The following is a 17,851-nucleotide window of genomic DNA, read 5'->3' on the forward strand; positions in this document are numbered from 1 at the left end:
ATTCGTGAGAATCGAAGCGGGCACCGGCCTTTCGCATGTCAGCTCGCGTCGAACTTTCGTGCTGCGAGTGAACGAACCACACCGGCCTGGCCTTCGACGACCAGACGGCGCAATGCGGGAGGGATGTCGCCTTCGAGGAATCGGTCTGCTGCCGCGACGGATTCTTCGGAGATCGACCACGCCGGGTACAGCCCGATGACAACCGTTTGTGCGACCTCGCTCGAGCGTCGTTCCCACACCGCCGCGATGTCGGCGAAGTAGCGGGAGACGAAGGGTTCGAGCAGTTCGTCCTGGCCCTCGCGAGCGAACCCGCCGATGATCGATCGCGCGGTGATGTTCGGCACCGAGTCGTCGCCGACGACCTTCGCCCAGACCTCTTCCTTGACAGCAGCCTGCGGACGTCCGGCCGCGGCGGCCGCGGCTTGACGAGCGCCCGCAGCGGTCGGGTCACGCTGGGCTTCGGCGTCGATGAACGGCGTTGCGATTCCTTCGGCGTCGATCTCGCCGGCAGCTGCGAGCGCCCCGACGATGCGCCAGCGCAGGTCGGTGTCGACGATCAGGCCGTCGAGCCCGACGGTGGAGGGATCGGCATCGAGCAATTCGCGCAGTACCTCGGTGTGCCACGGCGAGAGCGCAGCACCGGTGAGTGCGTTGACGAATGCCAGCTGGTGGTCGGACCCGGCCTCTGCCTCACGTGCGAGTTCGAGCAACCGATTGGCGAAGCTAGTCCAGCCTTCGGCCTCGGCCCAGTCGGGATCGGCATAGGAACCGATGGCGGTTTGGGCTTGGAGCAAGAGGCGTTGCACCACACCGACTTCGGTCTCCGAACTGATTCCGCGTCCGACCAGTGCGACGAAGTCGCGGGCCTTCAGTTCGGCTTGGCGGGTCATTTCCCACGCCGCCGACCAGACCAGGGTGCGGGGGAGTGAGTCGGTGATGTCGCCGACCCGCTCGATCGCCGTCGCCAACGATTCGGGATCGAGTCGCACGGAGCCGTACGTCAGATCGTCGTCGTTGACCAACACGAGCGCACCGCGGGCAACGCCGACAAGTTCGGGAACAACCGTGCTTTCCGCAGCATCGAGGTCGAGTTCGACGCGATGGGTGCGCACCAACTTGCCGTCGACGTCGTCGTAGATTCCGATGGCGATCCGGTGGATTCGACGCTCACCGGCGCCGGGGGCAGCACCGTCCTGCAGGACGGCGAAGCGGGTGAACTTTCCGTCCGCGTCGACGTCGAAGTCGGGTCGCAGGATGTTCAGGCCGGTGGTCTTGAGCCACTGACGACCCCAGTCGGAAAGGTCACGGCCCGAGGACTTTTCGAGTGAACCCAGTAGATCGTCGAAGGTTGCGTTCCCGAAGGCGTGCTCACGGAAGTATTCACGCAGTCCGGCGAGGAACGGCTCGAGTCCGACGTAGGCGACCAACTGCTTGAGGACGCTGGCGCCCTTGGCGTAGGTGATGCCGTCGAAGTTGACCTCGACGGCGGCCAGGTCCGGAATGTCCGCGGCAATCGGGTGCGTCGACGGCAACTGGTCCTGGCGATAGGCCCACGACTTCTCGACGTTGGCGAACGTCGTCCACGCGTTCGTGTACTCCGTGGCCTCGGTCTGGCACAGGACCGAAGCGAAGGTCGCGAACGACTCGTTGAGCCACAGGTCGTCCCACCACGCCATCGTGACGAGATCGCCGAACCACATGTGCGCCATTTCGTGCAGCACGGTTTCGGCGCGACGCTCGTACGAGTAGCGGGTCACCTTGGAGCGGAAGACGTAGTCCTCGAGGAAGGTCACGGCGCCGGCATTCTCCATCGCGCCCGCATTGAATTCGGGGACGAAGAGCTGGTCGTACTTGCCGAAGGCATAGGGAACACCGAAGTTGCGGTGGTAGAAGTCGAATCCCTGCTTGGTCTCGGTGAAGAGCCGCTCTTCGTCCATGAACTCGGCCAGCGAAGCGCGGCAGAAGATTCCGAGTGGAATGTCGCCGTGATCGTCGGAGTAGTTGTCGGTCCAGTGGGCGTAGGGACCGGCGATGAGCGCCACCAGGTACGTGCTCATCTTTGGGGTGGTCCGGAAGACGTGCTTGCCGGGATCGGCGGCGAGGGTCTCGACGACCGAGCCATTGGAGATGACTTTCCACGACGTGGGAGCGGTGACGCGGACGTCGAACGTCGCCTTCAGATCAGGCTGATCGAAGCACGCGAACATGCGCTTGGCGTCAGCCGTCTCGAACTGTGAATAGAGGTAGACGGCGTCATCGGTCGGGTCGACGAATCGGTGCAGTCCCTCGCCGGTGTGGGAGTAGATGCAGTCGGCCTCGATGACCAACTCGTTGTCGGCGGCGAGGTCTGGCAGGCTGATGCCCGTCGACTCGTCGTAACCGGAGACGTCGAGTGCCGTTCCGTTGAGGACTGCGGAATGGACTCGGGCAGCGACGATGTCGATGAAGCTGCTTGCCCCGGCCGTAGCCGTGAACGTGACGGTGGTCTTCGAAGAGAACGTCACTTCGCCGGGTGCGTCGTTGCCGTCGGTGAGATCGAGTTCGATCAGGTAGTTCTCGACGGTCAGGATTGCTGACCGTTGCGCTGCGGTTTCGCGTGTCAGGTTCGGTGCGACCACAAAGATCTCCTCGTTGATGGTGCGGATCTATTACGTCCATCCCATCACGAAGAGAACGGCTTTACTCAAGCGGACACTTCTGCCAGCGGAATCTGCGGATCGGCCAACCGATCCGGATCGACGGGGCGCGAAGATGCGACCAGTTCCTTGATGGCGTCACCGGCATCCCAAATGTTCACGTTCATGCCGGCGAGTACCTTGTTCGCGGAATCGAGCCAGAACGCCAGGAACTCGCGCTTGTCGATGTCACCGCGAGTAACGACACGGGAATACGCGCCATGCGGTGCGTGACCCACGTATTCCATACCGAGGTCGTACTGATCGGTGAAGAAATACGGCATGCGCACGTACTCGGCGGGCCGCCCCAACATGGTGTCTGCGGCCGTCTCGGGTTGGTTGAGCGCGTTTGCCCAGTGCTCCACCCGAATTCGTGCATTCAGAATCGGATGTTGTGCGGCAGCGATGTCTCCCACCGCGACGACGTCGGCGTCGCTGCTCTGCAGACCGGCGTCGACGAGAACTCCGTTGTCGACGTCGATACCCGCCTCCGACGCCAACTCGGTGTTGGGCAATGCCCCGACAGCGATCAACACGGCGTCGGCGGGAATCACGGTTCCATCGTTCAAGGTGACACCCGAGGCTCGATGGCCGTCGACGGAGATTGCGCTGACGTCCGTGCCGGTGCGCAAGTCGACGCCGTTCTGGCGGTGCAACGCGGCGAAGACCTCACCCATTTCCGGGCCGAGCGTCGATTCGAGCGGGAGGCCGGCATGTTCGAGCACGGTGACGTCGACGTCGAAACCGCGAGCCGACGCGGCAATTTCGAGACCGATCCAGCCGGCACCGATCACGACGAGTTTCTTGTCGGCGGCCAGGGTGCGCAGCAGCGCAGCGGCTTGATCGACTGTTCGCACGTAGTGAACGCCCTCGGCGTCGGACCCCGGGATGTCGAGGCGCCGCGAACGTGAGCCGGTGGCCAAGGCGAGCTTGTCGTAGCTGATCGTGGAACCGTCCGGAAGTGAGACGGTGTGCGCAGCGGTGTCGATCGCCGTTGCCGTGGTTCCCGGTCGAAGATCGACGCGGTGGTCGCGGAACCACTCGCCGTCGTGGACGGTGAATTCGGGGAGTGTTTTCTTTCCCGCGAAGAACTCTTTCGACAGCGGCGGCCGCTCGTACGGAAGGTGGTCTTCTTCGCTCAAGACGGTGATTTCACCGTCGAAATCTCGCTCACGCAGGGCTTCTGCGATCTTTGCGCCCGCGAGCCCGCCGCCGACGATCACGAATCTCCGGTTGGTGCTCATTGCTGAACCACTCCTTCGCACTCGTTTCTTTTCGACACTACTGCGATCGGAAGGTGGTTCGGGGGAAAGCGCGGGAAGGATTGCGGGTTCATGATTGTTGGCAGGACGGGAGTATGTCCCCGAACTGATATGACCTGACCGACATGAACTGATAGGGAGTTTCTTCGTGAGCGCAACCTCGAGCAAGACCACGGACACTGCTGACTTCTGGTTCGACCCGCTCTGCCCGTGGTGCTGGATCACCTCACGCTGGATTCTCGAGGCCCAGCAGGTCCGCGACATCGAGGCCAAGTTCCACGTGATGAGCCTTGCGGTTCTCAACGAGGGCCGCGACCTGCCAGACGAGTACCGCGAGATGATGACCAAGGCCTGGGGACCGGTCCGCGTCGCTATCGCTGCAGCGCAGCTGAAGGGCGACGAGATCCTTCTGCCGCTGTACACGGCGATGGGGACGAAGATTCACAACGAGGGAAACAAGGACTTCGCCGACGTCATCAAGTCGTCCCTCGCCGAGGTCGGCCTGCCACCTGAACTGGCCGAGGCCGCCGACACCGACAAGTACGACGAGGCTCTGCGCGAGAGCCACCACAAGGGCATGGACGCCGTCGGACCCGACGTCGGAACCCCGACGATTCATGTCAACGGTGTGGCGTTCTTCGGCCCCGTGCTTTCGCGCATCCCGCGCGGCGAGGACGCGGGCAAGGTGTGGGACGGCGCAGTCGCGCTGGCCGGCTACCCTCACTTCTTCGAGCTCAAGCGGACCCGCACGGAGGATCCTCAGTTCGACTGAGCAGCAGTGAGCGCCGGATTTCGGTAGAGCTGACCGGGCCGGAAGAACAGATGACCTGAGTGCGTGCGGTTGCGAAGCGCGGCCGCACGCCAGGTCAGCACCGGGTGCGACGACAAGATGTTGACGAACCACGGAAAGAACCCGGATTCGAGTGTCGCGCGATCGGCGAGTTCGTCGAACCCGACCAGGCCGACCAGATACTTGCCCGCGCCGAGGACGCCCATCGCGCCCGGAGCGCCCTGTGGGCGCATGTGAAAACCGAAATTGTCCGCCGTGTACTCCATGGAACGCGACAGCGAAGACCCGATCACCGGAATGTAGTTCGACGCGAACTGCCCCCACTGACGCCAGTACGACGCATGTCCGGCAGCGATGTGACCGACCTCGTGGCCGATGATGAACGCGAGCGCGTCGGGCTGGCGTGCCTGCCCACCGACTTCGAACAGGTCGCTGTAGACGACGACAAACCGGCGAAATCCGTGCCCCGACGCAAATGCGTTGATCCGTCCGTTCCCCAGCACGACGTAGGCATCCGGCGGAGTTTTCATACCGAACCGTGCGGCAGCCTCCGCAACCAGCTGATACCCCTCCGGAAATTGCGAAGGCGTCATCTTGATTCCGTTGACCTGCTGCGACCCGTACAGCTGACCTCGCGCGAGGAACAGCAAGATCGGAGCCGCGAGCACCACGAGGATCCACGTCGACAGATCACCCGCAGCGATCAGAACGATCGCCACCACATAGGTGACGACCGTCGTCAGAACCGCGAGCACGAGTAGCGGGATTTCCCACGGGTGGCGAACCGCGTCACTGCCCGGTGACACGCGAACGGCGGGTGCAGCGGCCTGAGCGTTGGCGGGGTACATGGGCACCACGATAGGTGCGCTCGCACGGCGATGCGCGCTCCTGAAAGTGTGACGTCGACCCGGGTGCGCCCGGCTGGTCGGGCCTGAGAGAATTGTCGCCATGCGCGTATACCTGGGTGCCGACCATGCCGGATTCGAACGTAAGAACGAGATCATCGAACACCTGAAAGCGAACGGCCACGAGGCCATCGACTGTGGTGCTCACGAGTACGACGCCGTGGACGACTACCCGGCCTTCTGCATCGAAGCCGCAAAGCGCGTCGTCGCCGACGAGGGCAGCCTGGGAATCGTCCTGGGTGGCAGTGGCAACGGGGAGCAGATCGCAGCGAACAAGGTTCCCGGCGCACGGTGCGCCCTCGCCTGGAGCGTCGAAACGGCGAAGCTGGCCCGCGAGCACAACAACGCTCAGTTGATCGGCATCGGCGGACGTATGCATTCCCTCGAGGAGTCGCTTGCCATCGTCGACGCTTTCCTCGCCACCGCATGGTCGGGTGAAGAGCGCCACCAGCGTCGTATCGACATCCTGTCCGAGTACGAGAAGACCGGCGTCGCACCGGCTCTGCCGCAAGCCTGATCCGAAAGTTGTTCCGTGCCTGAAGGTCATACCCTGCACCGGCTGGCACGGTTGCATGCCCGCAAGTTCGTCGGTTCACCGGTCCGCGTCCTCAGTCCGCAAGGCAGGTTCGCCGATGACGCGCGCCTGGTGGACGGACACGTACTCACGTCATCGGATGCCTGGGGAAAGCACCTCTGGCACACGTACGACAACGGTTTGACAGTTCACGTACACCTCGGGTTGTACGGAAAGTTCACCGACGCCACCCTGCCTATGGAAGAACCGGTAGGCCAGGTCCGGATGCGAATGGTCGGTGCCGATTTCGGCACCGACCTTCGTGGTCCCACCGCCTGCGAAGTCCTGCTACCTCCTCAGGTCGCCGCGATAGAAGCCCGGCTCGGGCCGGACCCACTGCGCCGCGACGCGGATCCGCAGAAGGCCTGGATGCGAATCTCCAAGTCCAAGACGGCAATCGGCGCGCTGCTGATGGACCAGGCGGTCCTCGCAGGTGTCGGCAACGTTTATCGCGCCGAGCTTCTCTTTCGCCACGGAATCAACCCCGAACGAGAAGGAAATCTCGTCTCTCACGACGAGTGGACTGCCATGTGGGCAGACCTTGTCGAATTGATGAAAGTCGGTGTCAGACGCGGGAAGATGCACGTCGTTCGCGCCGAGCACGACAACGGAGATCCGGCGTACGCAAAAGATCGTCCGCGGACCTACGTCTACAGAAGAGCAGGATCGCCGTGCCGCGTGTGCGGCACACCGATCCTGCATTCCGTCATGAAGGCACGAAACCTGTTCTGGTGCCCGGTGTGTCAGTCGGCTTAGAAGTCGAAGCCGCCGAAGTCTCCACCACCACCGAAGTCCCCGAAGTCGCTGCCCCCACCGTCGTAGCCGCCGTCTGCGGTGTAATCCGTGTTGTCCATACTTCCTTGGTCCGCACCGGAATCACCGGCGTCCATGCCCTGATCGCCGGAGTCGCCGGCTCCCGTATCGGCGCCGGGATCGCCACCCTGGGCGAACGCTTCTGCGCCGTAAGGAACCCCGGCCATTCCGGAGAACATGGTCGAGAACAGCATCATCGAACCCAGACCCCAGGCGCCGGCGACGAGGGCAGGCTTCCACCAAGGCTCGGAGTACCAGCCGGCCGGGACCGGGCGACCTGCGACTCGTCCACCGGGGTAGTAGTTGGGTGTGTGCGAAGACGGATTGGGTGATGCGGCGACCTTGCGGCCCTCGAATTCGACCTCACGGTCTTCGGTGACAGAACCCGCAGCCTTCTGTCCGTCGATGGATGGGACTTCCGGCCCCGGATCCATGCCCATCGCCACCCGTGCCGCGCGGATGTAGTAAAGCCCTTCCAGGGCAGTCTGTTTCGCGAGACGAGCCTGAACCGGCGTTGCGGCCTGGTCGATCTGCGAGCCTGCGGCGTTGTACCGTTCGCCTGCGTCGGCGAGGGCTTGGCGCGAGGCGTCGTCACTGCCGGTCAGGTTGTAGACCTGACCGCCGAGGCGTTCGATCGCCTGCCGGGCATCGGCTTTCGCGTCGTCGAGTTGTGTTGCGCTGTGGCCGGAACCGCGTTGCTGGCTTTTCATGACCAGAAATACGACTACGGCCAGAACGACGAGTATGAGAAGAATCGTGGTCACGAGTGGCCTCCCGAGCAGAATCGATCCGGACAACTCCAGGATACGGACCCCGGGGGAGTGGTCTGGGTGCACAGAGTTCGAACGCAAAAAAAATCCGCACCGGCCAGGCCGATGCGGATATTTGTGGAGTTTCCCTCCTGATGGAGGGGATGACGGGAATCGAACCCGCGTGATCAGTTTGGAAGACTGAGGCTCTACCATTGAGCTACATCCCCGTGCATACGACAACTCGGGATCGCCGTGTTCGTCGTCTGCGATACGAAACTGTACCCAATGCTCCACCGGATTTCATAATCGGGGGGTCGGGGAAGTTCGATACCGTCGTTCACCTGGGGAATTGCCGAATTGCTCGGCAAGTCGGGGCTTCTTACAGGCGGCGCCGCTTCCAGTCCGGGTGTCGTGATCGGTCAGTCAAGGACTGTCAGGCAACGGCATCAGCGGGGCCGCGGGTCGGCTGCCATACTGACGGGGTCGGACAGGCGGGCCGTGTACAAATGACGGTCGGGTTCGTGAGAGAGTAGTGAGCGCGATAGGGTTGTGCGCGGTCACCGATGGTGGCTGCCTTTGTGGCCTGCTGTCTTTGTGGCCTCAGATGGCCGTATCGTGTGTTTCATGTGTTCGGTGTTTCATGTGATCGGAAACGGGATGTAGCGCAGCTTGGTAGCGCATCCGCTTTGGGAGCGGAGGGTCGCAGGTTCAAATCCTGTCATCCCGACAAGTACGTACATGGCACTTCACCTCCAGCTTCTACGGGAATGAAGTGCCGCGCCAGACAGCACTACCGAAAACCCAGCAGTACCGATTCAACACAAGTTGTGAGCAAGACCAGACGAAGGAGCGAAGTTTCGTGAAGAGCACCGTCGAGCAGCTCAGCCCGACGCGAGTCCGTATCAACGTTGAGGTGCCCTTCGCGGAACTCAAGTCTGATTTCGACAAGGCCTACAAGGCCCTCGCGCAGCAGATTCGTCTCCCCGGCTTCCGTCCCGGCAAGGCTCCGGCCCGCCTCCTCGAAGCACGTGTCGGTCGCGGCGCTGTGCTCGAGCAGGTCGTCAACGACGCTCTGCCGTCGCGTTACTCCGAGGCTGTCACCAGCGCCGGCGTGAAGGCCATCGGCCAGCCCGAGATCGAGGTCACCAAGATCGAAGACGGCGAGCTCCTCGAGTTCACCGCCGAGGTCGACGTGCGCCCCGAGATCGAGCTCCCTGACTTCAGCTCCATCAACGTCGAGGTCGATCCGATCGAGATCACCGACGAAGCCATCGAAGAGCAGTTGCTTTCGCTGCGTCAGCGTTTCGGCACCCTCACCGGCGTCGACCGCGCAGTCGAGGATGGCGACTTCGTCTCCATCGATCTGTCGGCCACCGTCGACGGAGAGAACGTTGCCGAGGCAACCGCGAGCGGACTGTCGCACGAGGTCGGATCGGGCCAGCTCATCGAGGGCCTCGACGAAGCCATCATCGGCCTCAAGGCCGGCGAGTCCAAGGACTTCACGTCGACGCTGGTCGCCGGCGAGTACGCAGGCAAGGAAGCTGTTGTCACCGTGACCGTGCAGACGGTCAAGGAGCGCGAGCTTCCGGCTGAGGACGACGAGTTCGCTCAGCTCGCCAGCGAGTTCGACACCCTGGAAGAACTGAAGGCAGACCTCCGTGAGCGCGTCGCACGCGTCCGCAAGGTCGAGCAGGCCGGTCAGATCCGCGACAAGGTTCTCGAGCAGCTGCTCGAGACCGTCGAGGTTCCGTTGCCGGAGGCCGTCGTCAAGGCCGAGGTCGACGCTGCACTGCACGACGCCGTTCACGGTCTCGATCACGACGAAGAGGCACTGAACAAGCTCCTCGAAGAGCAGGGCAGCAGCCGCGAAGAGTTCGACAAGGATGCCCAGGAAGCCGCTGAGCGCTCCGTCAAGACGCAGCTCCTGCTCGACTCGATCGCCGATGCGGGCAACGTCACCGTCGGTCAGGACGAGCTCACCGAGCGCATCCTGTTCCAGGCGCAGCGTTACGGCATGGCTCCGGAGCAGTTCATCCAGCAGATCCAGCAGGCCAACCAGCTCGGCGCCGTCTTCGCAGACGTCCGTCGCGGCAAGGCGCTCGCGTCCGTCGTCGAGTCGGCCGGTGTCAAGGACACCTCCGGTGCCGTTGTCGACACCGCAGAGCTTTTCGGCAGAAGCGAAGACGAAATCGAAGCGGATGCCTCTGATTCCGCCGAGAGCGAAGACAAGTAAAAACGCAGGCGGACGGGTGTTTTCACCACGATCGACTGCACTGAGTTTTCCGCTTTGAGCGAAGTAGGGCGGCACCGGGACTCCGGTGCCGCCCTACTTCGTTACTGTCTGTGTCAGTAGAAGTGTTTCGCATAGACGATCCACCGCACAAGTAGATCCACATAGAAGGCAGGTACCGTGACTTCCAATCACCTGGAGACTTTGCAGAGTCCCGCCATGACTTCAGCGACCGCTGGGTTGAACCTCAGCGACTCGGTGTACGAGCGCTTGCTGCGAGAGCGCATCATTTTCCTCGGTACCCAGGTCGACGACGACATCGCCAACAAGCTGTGCGCACAGATCCTGCTGCTCTCGGCCGAGGACCCGACGCGAGACATCTCGCTCTACATCAACTCGCCCGGTGGATCCGTGACCGCCGGTATGGCGATCTTCGACACCATGCAGTTCGCCGAGTGCGACATCGCCACCTTCGGCATGGGCCTTGCGGCGTCGATGGGTCAGTTCCTCCTCTCGGCCGGCACCAAGGGCAAGCGTTACGCACTGCCTCACGCCCGCATCATGATGCACCAGCCGTCCGCCGGTATCGGTGGTTCCGCCAGCGACATCGCGATCATGGCTGAGCAGTTCAAGCACACCAAGCGCGAAATGGCCGAGCTGATCGCTCAGCACACCGGTCAGACGGTCGAGCAGATCACCGCGGACTCCGACCGTGACCGTTGGTTCACGGCGAAGGAAGCTCTCGAGTACGGCTTCGTCGACCACGTCGTCTCCCGTGCGAATCAGGCCGGCGGCACCGGCAACTGAGCCGGTTCGTCCATCCTTTCGCTGCCCAATTCATACTTTGGAGAACTGATGACCAATCTTTTCGGAGCTAACTCGCTGGGCGGCCAGGCGCCGTCAGGCCCCCAATCGCGCTACATCCTGCCCCAGTTCACGGAGCAGACCAGCTACGGCGTCAAGACGTCCGACCCGTACAACAAGCTGTTCGAGGAGCGCATCATCTTCCTCGGCTCGCAGGTCGACGACGTCTCCGCCAATGACCTCATGGCGCAGTTGCTGGTTCTCGAATCGCAGGATCCGGACCGCGACATCACCATGTACATCAACTCGCCCGGTGGTTCGTTCACCGCGCTGATGGCGATCTACGACACGATGCAGTACGTCCGTGCCGACATTTCCACCGTCTGCCTCGGTCAGGCTGCTTCGGCAGCTGCCGTGCTTCTCGCCGGTGGTACGCCGGGCAAGCGCTTCGCGCTCCCCAACTCGCGCATTCTGATCCACCAGCCGGCCACGGGCGGCATCCAGGGTCAGGTTTCCGATCTGGAGATCCAGGCTGCGGAGATCGAGCGTATGCGTCGACTCATGGAGAGCACGCTGTCGCTGCACACGGGCAAGGATCCGGAGACCATCCGCGTCGACACCGATCGCGACAAGATCCTCACGGCCGAGCAGGCCAAGGAGTACGGCATCATCGACGACGTGCTCGCTTACCGGAAGCTCAGCGCACAGAAGTAGTCGATTTCCGCCTCGTGTCGAGATCCGTATCCCGATTCCCGACACGAGGCGGACACGTCGAGAAGTGCCAGGTGGAAGGCTTGCCAGGCCGAAATCTCGGCACTTTTCTTTTTTATCCGCAGGCGAAACGCCGAGAACAGGTCGACCCCGTTCGGGATCTGCGGGTACCGTCACTTCACGGGCTGGTTCTCGACCGGCGTTCTGCGATTGTTCGACCAGATTTGTTCGATCAGTTTGTTGATCAGTTTGTCTGATCTGACAACTCTGATCTGACAACTACCGACGTACTGCGGAGCATCTCGACCGATCGAGTGGCGGCGAGCGCACGTACATGAAGGAAAGTAGGGACCTCACGAGATGGCACGCATCGGCGACGGCGGGGATCTGCTCAAGTGCTCTTTCTGCGGTAAGAGTCAGAAGCAGGTCAAGAAGCTCATTGCAGGACCCGGGGTGTACATCTGCGACGAGTGCATCGACCTCTGCAACGAGATCATCGAAGAGGAATTGGCCGAGTCGAGCGAGGTCAAGCTCGACGAGCTTCCCAAGCCTGCGGAGATCCGAGAATTCCTCGAGAACTACGTCATCGGTCAGGACTCCGCCAAGCGGACACTGGCCGTGGCCGTCTACAACCACTACAAGCGCATCCAGGCCGGCGACAAGGGCCGTGATGCGCGGGGTGAGACGGTTGAGCTCGCAAAATCCAACATTTTGATGCTCGGCCCCACCGGCTGCGGCAAGACGTACCTCGCTCAGACTCTCGCAAAGATGCTCAACGTCCCGTTCGCCATCGCCGACGCGACGGCGTTGACCGAGGCCGGCTATGTCGGTGAGGACGTCGAGAACATTCTGCTCAAGCTGATTCAGGCCGCGGACTACGACGTCAAGCGCGCCGAGACCGGAATCATCTACATCGACGAGGTCGACAAGATCGCGCGCAAGAGTGAGAACCCGTCGATCACGCGTGACGTGTCCGGTGAAGGTGTTCAGCAGGCGCTGCTGAAGATCCTCGAAGGTACGCAGGCGAGTGTCCCGCCGCAGGGTGGCCGTAAGCACCCGCACCAGGAATTCATCCAGATCGACACCACGAACGTGCTGTTCATCGTCGCGGGAGCTTTCGCAGGCCTCGAGCGGATCGTCTCCGATCGTGTCGGCAAGCGCGGTATCGGTTTCGGCGCCGAGGTTCGGTCGAAGGCAGAACTGGATACGGTCGATCGTTTTGCCGAGGTCATGCCGGAGGATTTGATCAAGTTCGGTCTGATCCCCGAGTTCATCGGCCGACTGCCGATGATCGCGTCGGTGACCAACCTCGACAAGGAATCCCTCGTTCAGATCTTGTCGGAGCCGAAGAATGCTCTCGTCAAGCAGTACCGTCGACTCTTCGACATGGACGGCGTCGAACTCGAGTTCACCGAAGAGGCGCTCGACGCGATCGCCGATCAGGCGATCTTGCGTGGAACCGGTGCTCGTGGCCTGCGCGCCATCATGGAAGAAGTTCTTCTTCCGGTCATGTACGACATCCCCAGCCGTGACGACGTCGAAAAGGTGGTTGTCACCGCGGAGACCGTCAACGACAACGTACTTCCGACCATCGTTCCGCGTAAGCCGGAACGTGGCGAGCGTCGCGACAAGACGGCGTAGAAACTCTGAAACGACTGTGGCCCGGCATCTCTCGCGAGATGCCGGGCCACAGTCGTTCGTGCAGGATGTCTGTCGGGTATTCGGCTAGATCGGGTTGCCGAGTTCCTTGAGAGGAGTGCGGAACGTCTCCTTGGCGGTGAACGCCGAGATCGCGCAGATGACGCACGCCACCGAGGTCAGAATGGCGACGGGCATCCAGTGTGTCTTGTCGCCGCCCATGAGGGCGTTGCCGATGGCGGGGGCAAAGCCTGCGAGGGCGAAGCCGACCTGGGTTCCGATTGCGATGCCCGAGTAGCGGACCTTGGTGTTGAACATCTCGGAGTAGAACGACGGCCAGATGGCGTTCGGGGCCGCGTAGAAGACGGACATCAAACCGATTGCGGCGAGGAAGATCAGGGGAACGTTGCCGCTGGCGATTGCGCCGAAGTACACGTAGATGAACACGGCGCTACCGAGGGCGCCGCCGATGAACAGTGGCCTGCGACCGATTCGGTCGGAGAGCATCGCCCAGGCGGGCTGACTGAGCAATGCCACGGCATTGGCTGCGATGGCAACCCAGAGCATGGTCGACTTCGGAATCCCCACTTCTTCGGTGGTGGCGAAGGCGAGTCCGAAGACGGAGAAGATGGTCGAGACGACGGCGATGAAAGCGCAGCAGATCACGCGAATCAGATTTGCGCTGTGGGTGCGAAGAAGATCGGCGACAGGCAATTTGGCGACGGTCTTGGATTCCTGCTGCTCGGTGAACTCTTCGGGCTCTTCGAGCTTGAGACGCATTATGTATGCCGCCACCAGAACGATCAGGCTGCCCCAGAACGGGATTCGCCAGCCCCACGTGTAGAGAATGTCGTCGGGGAGTGCGGCGATGGGCAGGAATACGAGGCTGGCGAGGATGAAGCCGGCCTGGGTGCCGTTGAGGGTCCAACTGCAGAAGAACGCGCGTCGACCTTCGGGAGCATGCTCGAGGGTCAGCGAGCTGGCACCGCTCTGTTCGCCCGCGGCGGAGATTCCTTGAGCGATTCTCATCAGGACCAGAAGTATCGGTGCAAAAACTCCGATCGAATCGGCGCTGGGAATACATCCGATGAGGAAGGTGGCTGCACCCATCAGAATGAGCGTGAGCAGCATGATCTTCTTGCGGCCGACGCGGTCACCGAAATGACCGAGGACCACTGCGCCGAGGGGGCGCGCGACGTACGCGACACCGAATGTGGCGAGCGAAAGCAGTGCCGCATGTCCGCTGTCCGGGAAGAACACCGTGGGGAAGATGAGCGCGGCGGCGGAGGCGTAGATGTAGAAGTCGTAGTACTCGAGCATGCTGCCGAGAAACGACGACGTTGCGGCGCGCTTGACCTTGGTCGTGTCCGGCCTGGCCAAGGATCCCGCCTCGGGGCCGGACGGTGTAACCGTGCTAGCTGACATGCTCATCTCCTGGGTGGAAGCGTCGTGGAGGCTCTACATCCGCTGATTGTGTTCGTAACGGTGTTCGTATTGAGAACGTCTGTGCGGAGAGCGATACAAGGAATGTAACCGACGCCACAGCAACTACACAAGATTATTAACCAAATAGTTCATAAAAATCTACCGGCGGACACATCACACGTCGAAACTGCAGTTCAGGGGGTCAGGAGGCCGGCTGCGCTGCGGCCGCCACCAACTGCTCCACCTGTTCCTCGGTGATCCCGAGGCCGAAGGTGGCGAGCTTTCCGAGCGGCATCGAACCGGCGAGCGCCATCATTTCGGGGCTGACCGACTGCGCACCTTCGCCTGCCGCGGCAGACATGGCGGCGCCGAGAACGCCACTGCCGACGGGATGGGCGAGCCATTCACCGATCGTCGACATGGCGTCGAGCGTGCCGACGCCGACATTTCCGGCCAGAGTGATCGTGTCGGTGGTCGCGATGTCCCGAGACGAGAAGCCGACGCGGATCTCGTAGTCGCCGGGTTCGATCGCCCAGTCCTGCGCCGATATGGACCAGTAGGCAAACGCCCTGGTATCGAGCGTGATGGTCACAGACGCAGATTCGTCGGGGTCGAGGTGGATCTTGGCAAACCCCTTCAATTCCTGCGCGGGACGGTCGACACCTTCCGAGGCGTCGTGAACGTAGACCTGAACGACGGTGCTGCCCGCTCGATCGCCGCTGTTGCGCACGGTGACGGTCACGTCGGCAGAGTTCTCGCCGGCGTCGACAGCAGTATCGGTGATGTCGAAGGTGGTGTAGCTCAGCCCGAATCCGAACGGGTACGCCACCTCACGCAGAGCGGAGTCGTAGTAGCGGTACCCGACGTACAGTCCTTCGCCGTATCGCACGTGCTGCTGTGATCCGGGGAAATGCAGAAACGACGGATTGTCTTGGAGGCGAAGCGGAATGGTCTCCGTGAGTCGTCCGGACGGATTGGTGATGCCGAACAGCAGATCGGCGATCGCAGAGCCGCCGGCCTGGCCGAGTAGCCAACCCTCGAGGATTGCGGCGGCATGATCCTTCCAAGGCTCGATCGAAATCACGCCGCCGTTGGAGAGCACGACGACGGTGTTCGGGTTCGCACCGTGCACCGCTTCCAACAGGGCAATCTGGTCGGCGGGCAACTCGATGTCGGTTCGGTCGAACCCTTCGGATTCGGTGGCGGACGGTAGTCCGAGGAAGAGCACGGCGACGTCAGCGCGGCGCGCAGCGTCGACAGCTTCGGTGACCATGTCGCTGTCCGGAGTGCCGTCGAAGGTGAAGCCCGGTGCGAAGGTGACGCGGTCGGCGCCTTCGAGGTCGAGGATCGCGTCCAAGGCATTGTCGAGCCGGGTCGGAACCACCTGTGAACTGCCTGCACCTTGATATCGCGGGCTGCACGCGAATTCGCCGATCACCGCGACGGTTTGCCCGCCGGGCGTCAGCGGCAGTAATTCGCCGTCGTTAGCAAGGAGAACAGCGGACTCCGCCGCCGCGGTCCGAGCCAACTCGTGGTGACGTGCGACGTCGTACGTGTGGCCTTCGGTGCGCGCGGCGGCGGTGCGTTTCACCAGCGTCGACAGGCGTTCGGCTGCAGTGTTGAGTACGGATTCGTCCAGGTCTCCGCCGCGCACGGCGTCGACGATCTGAGTATCGGTTCCGGTCGGCGGCATTTCCAGATCGAGGCCGGCGGTGAGTGCCGCCACGCGATCGTTGACCGCTCCCCAGTCCGAAACGACGAGGCCGTCGAAGCCCCACTGCTCGCGGAGCACCTCGGTGAGCAGCCAATGGTTCTGGCTCGAGTACACACCGTTGATCTTGTTGTACGAGCACATGACCGTCGTCGGGGCCGCGGTTTTGACCGCGTACTCGAATCCGGCCAGATAGATCTCGCGCAGCGTCCGTTCGTCGACGTCGGCGCTGACTCTCATCCGGTCGTGCTCTTGGTTGTTGGCAGCGAAGTGCTTGAGCGAGGTTCCGACGCCGCGAGACTGGATGCCGGTGATCAGCGCTGCCGCGACGCGGCCGGAGAGGAATGGGTCCTCGGAGACGTACTCGAAATTCCGGCCGCACAACGGGGATCGTTTGATGTTGATACCGGGACCGAGGAGAACCGAGACCTGTTCGGCTTTGGCCTCGTCGCCCAGAGCCTCACCGACCTGGCGGATGAGGTCGAGGTTCCACGACGAGCCCAACCCGACTGCCGGTGGAAAACACGTCGCGGGAATGCTGTGGCCGAGTCCGAGTGCGTCGCCACCCTCGGGTTGTTTCCGGACTCCGTGCGGACCGTCGGTCAGCAATATCGACTCGATTCCGGCAACGGACTGGCTGTGCCAGAAATCCGAGCCGGACGTCAACGACGCCTTCTCCTCGAGTGAAAGCCCGTCTACGTAGTTCTCGGTCACGTCGTTCCTCCCGGTGGCAGCTGTGAGTTCCACTCACCACCGTAGGGGGATTTTTCGGACTTCGGGGTGGGTCAGGACGGCGTCGGTGAGGTCAGGAACGCAACAACCATGTCGCCGAGCATCGTTCGGAGATGTTCGCGATGAGTCGAGTCGGTCAGATCACGGTCGAAGAGCGCTTTGAACGTGTACCGGTTGGCGATGCGGAAGACGCAGTAACTGCTGATCAACATGTGAATATCGAGAGCATCGACGTCGGATCGGAATACCCCTGCGTGCTGCCCGTCGTGGAGGATCTGCGAGACCAGGTCGGCGGCGGGTGCGCCGAGGCCGCTGAGTAGTTCGGATTTCTCGATGTGCTCGCCGCGGAGCATGTTCTCGTTTGCCACCAGCCGAATGAAGTTCGGGTGCTGTTCGTGGTGGTCGAAGGTCAGTTCGGCCAAGGCGCGCACTGCTGCGGTGGGGTTCAATCCCTCGAGGTCGAGTTCACGCTCCTGCGCACGAATCACGCTGTACGCGTGTTCGAGGACTGATTTGTACAGTCCTTCCTTGTCGGTGAAGTAGTAGTAGATCATCCGCTTGGTGGTGTGCGTCTTGGTTGCGATCTCGTCCACCCGGGCGCCGGCGAAGCCCTTGTCGGCAAACGCCTCGGTGGCGACGGCGATGATGTTCACCCTGGTCAGATCACTGTTTCGGCGTCGCTTCTCCGGCTTCGACGCCACGGAGTTCACTGACTGCTCGGAAACCATGTGCTCACTCTATCTGTCAGGAGTTTGTCGACTTTGCTTGTCGAGTTCGCGTCGGGGGAGTAACGTCCAGTGAACTAACTCACTAGTTCGTACATTAGCTT

General features: G+C 62.3%; 14 protein-coding genes and 2 tRNA genes. 8 read left to right on the top strand and 8 right to left on the bottom strand.

What is annotated here, in order from left to right:
- Positions 1–38: 38 nt before the first annotated feature.
- Both pepN and ACFWEM_RS24960 read right to left on the bottom strand, forming a co-directional pair.
- Entirely contained in the window at positions 39–2,618 is a 2,580-nt protein-coding gene (gene pepN, locus ACFWEM_RS24955; protein WP_378537984.1) for an aminopeptidase N, read from the bottom strand.
- A gap of 65 nt (positions 2,619–2,683) precedes the next feature.
- Complete coding sequence (locus ACFWEM_RS24960) at positions 2,684–3,919, bottom strand: NAD(P)/FAD-dependent oxidoreductase (RefSeq protein ID WP_378537988.1); 1,236 nt, start codon at positions 3,917–3,919, stop codon at positions 2,684–2,686.
- 166 nt (positions 3,920–4,085) lie between these two features.
- On the opposite strand from ACFWEM_RS24960, the gene ACFWEM_RS24965 reads away from it, so the two are divergent.
- Positions 4,086–4,709 carry a DsbA family protein gene (locus tag ACFWEM_RS24965; RefSeq protein ID WP_378537991.1) on the top strand — a complete coding sequence of 208 codons (624 nt, stop codon included), beginning with the start codon at positions 4,086–4,088 and terminating at the stop codon, positions 4,707–4,709.
- Here the strand turns inward: ACFWEM_RS24965 and ACFWEM_RS24970 are convergent.
- Positions 4,697–5,575, bottom strand: coding sequence for a M48 family metallopeptidase (locus ACFWEM_RS24970; protein WP_283304110.1), 879 nt, complete (start codon positions 5,573–5,575; stop codon positions 4,697–4,699). The genes ACFWEM_RS24965 and ACFWEM_RS24970 overlap by 13 nt on opposite strands.
- 100 nt (positions 5,576–5,675) lie before the next feature.
- Between ACFWEM_RS24970 and ACFWEM_RS24975 the strand changes: the two genes are divergently transcribed.
- Positions 5,676–6,149, top strand: coding sequence for a ribose-5-phosphate isomerase (locus ACFWEM_RS24975; protein WP_003944571.1), 474 nt, complete (start codon positions 5,676–5,678; stop codon positions 6,147–6,149).
- A 15-nt stretch (positions 6,150–6,164) separates the two neighbouring features.
- The gene (locus ACFWEM_RS24980) at positions 6,165–6,962 is read left to right on the top strand and encodes an Fpg/Nei family DNA glycosylase (protein ID WP_378537996.1); all 798 of its coding nucleotides are present in this window, start codon (positions 6,165–6,167) and stop codon (positions 6,960–6,962) included.
- On the opposite strand, the gene ACFWEM_RS24985 is transcribed toward ACFWEM_RS24980, so the two are convergent.
- Positions 6,959–7,729: a DUF1542 domain-containing protein gene (locus ACFWEM_RS24985; RefSeq protein WP_378448038.1), complete on the bottom strand. Its 771-nt coding sequence runs from the start codon at positions 7,727–7,729 to the stop codon at positions 6,959–6,961. The genes ACFWEM_RS24980 and ACFWEM_RS24985 overlap by 4 nt on opposite strands.
- 195 nt (positions 7,730–7,924) lie before the next feature.
- Positions 7,925–7,998: transfer RNA gene (locus ACFWEM_RS24990), tRNA-Gly, on the bottom strand.
- A gap of 426 nt (positions 7,999–8,424) precedes the next feature.
- Between ACFWEM_RS24990 and ACFWEM_RS24995 the strand changes: the two genes are divergently transcribed.
- The 5 genes from ACFWEM_RS24995 (at position 8,425) to clpX (ending at position 13,157) form a co-directional block, all read left to right on the top strand.
- Positions 8,425–8,498 (top strand) — tRNA-Pro (locus tag ACFWEM_RS24995).
- Between the two features lie 132 nt (positions 8,499–8,630).
- Complete coding sequence (tig, locus tag ACFWEM_RS25000) at positions 8,631–10,004, top strand: trigger factor (RefSeq protein ID WP_378538002.1); 1,374 nt, start codon at positions 8,631–8,633, stop codon at positions 10,002–10,004.
- Between the two features lie 216 nt (positions 10,005–10,220).
- Positions 10,221–10,808 (top strand): ATP-dependent Clp protease proteolytic subunit, encoded by a 588-nt coding sequence (locus ACFWEM_RS25005; RefSeq protein ID WP_007730960.1) that lies wholly within the window; start codon positions 10,221–10,223, stop codon positions 10,806–10,808.
- Positions 10,809–10,856: 48 nt separating this feature from the next.
- Positions 10,857–11,519, top strand: coding sequence for an ATP-dependent Clp protease proteolytic subunit (locus ACFWEM_RS25010; RefSeq protein ID WP_003944539.1), 663 nt, complete (start codon positions 10,857–10,859; stop codon positions 11,517–11,519).
- Between the two features lie 357 nt (positions 11,520–11,876).
- On the top strand, positions 11,877–13,157 hold the full coding sequence (gene clpX, locus ACFWEM_RS25015) for an ATP-dependent Clp protease ATP-binding subunit ClpX (protein ID WP_003944582.1): 1,281 nt from the start codon (positions 11,877–11,879) through the stop codon (positions 13,155–13,157).
- Between the two features lie 84 nt (positions 13,158–13,241).
- Here clpX and ACFWEM_RS25020 read toward each other — a convergent pair whose 3' ends face one another.
- The 3 genes from ACFWEM_RS25020 to ACFWEM_RS25030 form a co-directional block, all read right to left on the bottom strand.
- Positions 13,242–14,579, bottom strand: coding sequence for an MFS transporter (locus tag ACFWEM_RS25020; protein ID WP_230814005.1), 1,338 nt, complete (start codon positions 14,577–14,579; stop codon positions 13,242–13,244).
- Positions 14,580–14,781: 202 nt separating this feature from the next.
- Entirely contained in the window at positions 14,782–17,004 is a 2,223-nt protein-coding gene (locus ACFWEM_RS25025; protein WP_378538013.1) for a glycoside hydrolase family 3 C-terminal domain-containing protein, read from the bottom strand.
- Positions 17,005–17,075: 71 nt separating this feature from the next.
- Complete coding sequence (locus tag ACFWEM_RS25030) at positions 17,076–17,750, bottom strand: TetR/AcrR family transcriptional regulator (protein ID WP_378538017.1); 675 nt, start codon at positions 17,748–17,750, stop codon at positions 17,076–17,078.
- Between the last annotated feature and the right edge of the window lie 101 nt (positions 17,751–17,851).

Source organism: Rhodococcus sp. NPDC060176 (genome assembly GCF_042728675.1).
Lineage (GTDB): Bacteria > Actinomycetota > Actinomycetes > Mycobacteriales > Mycobacteriaceae > Rhodococcus_F.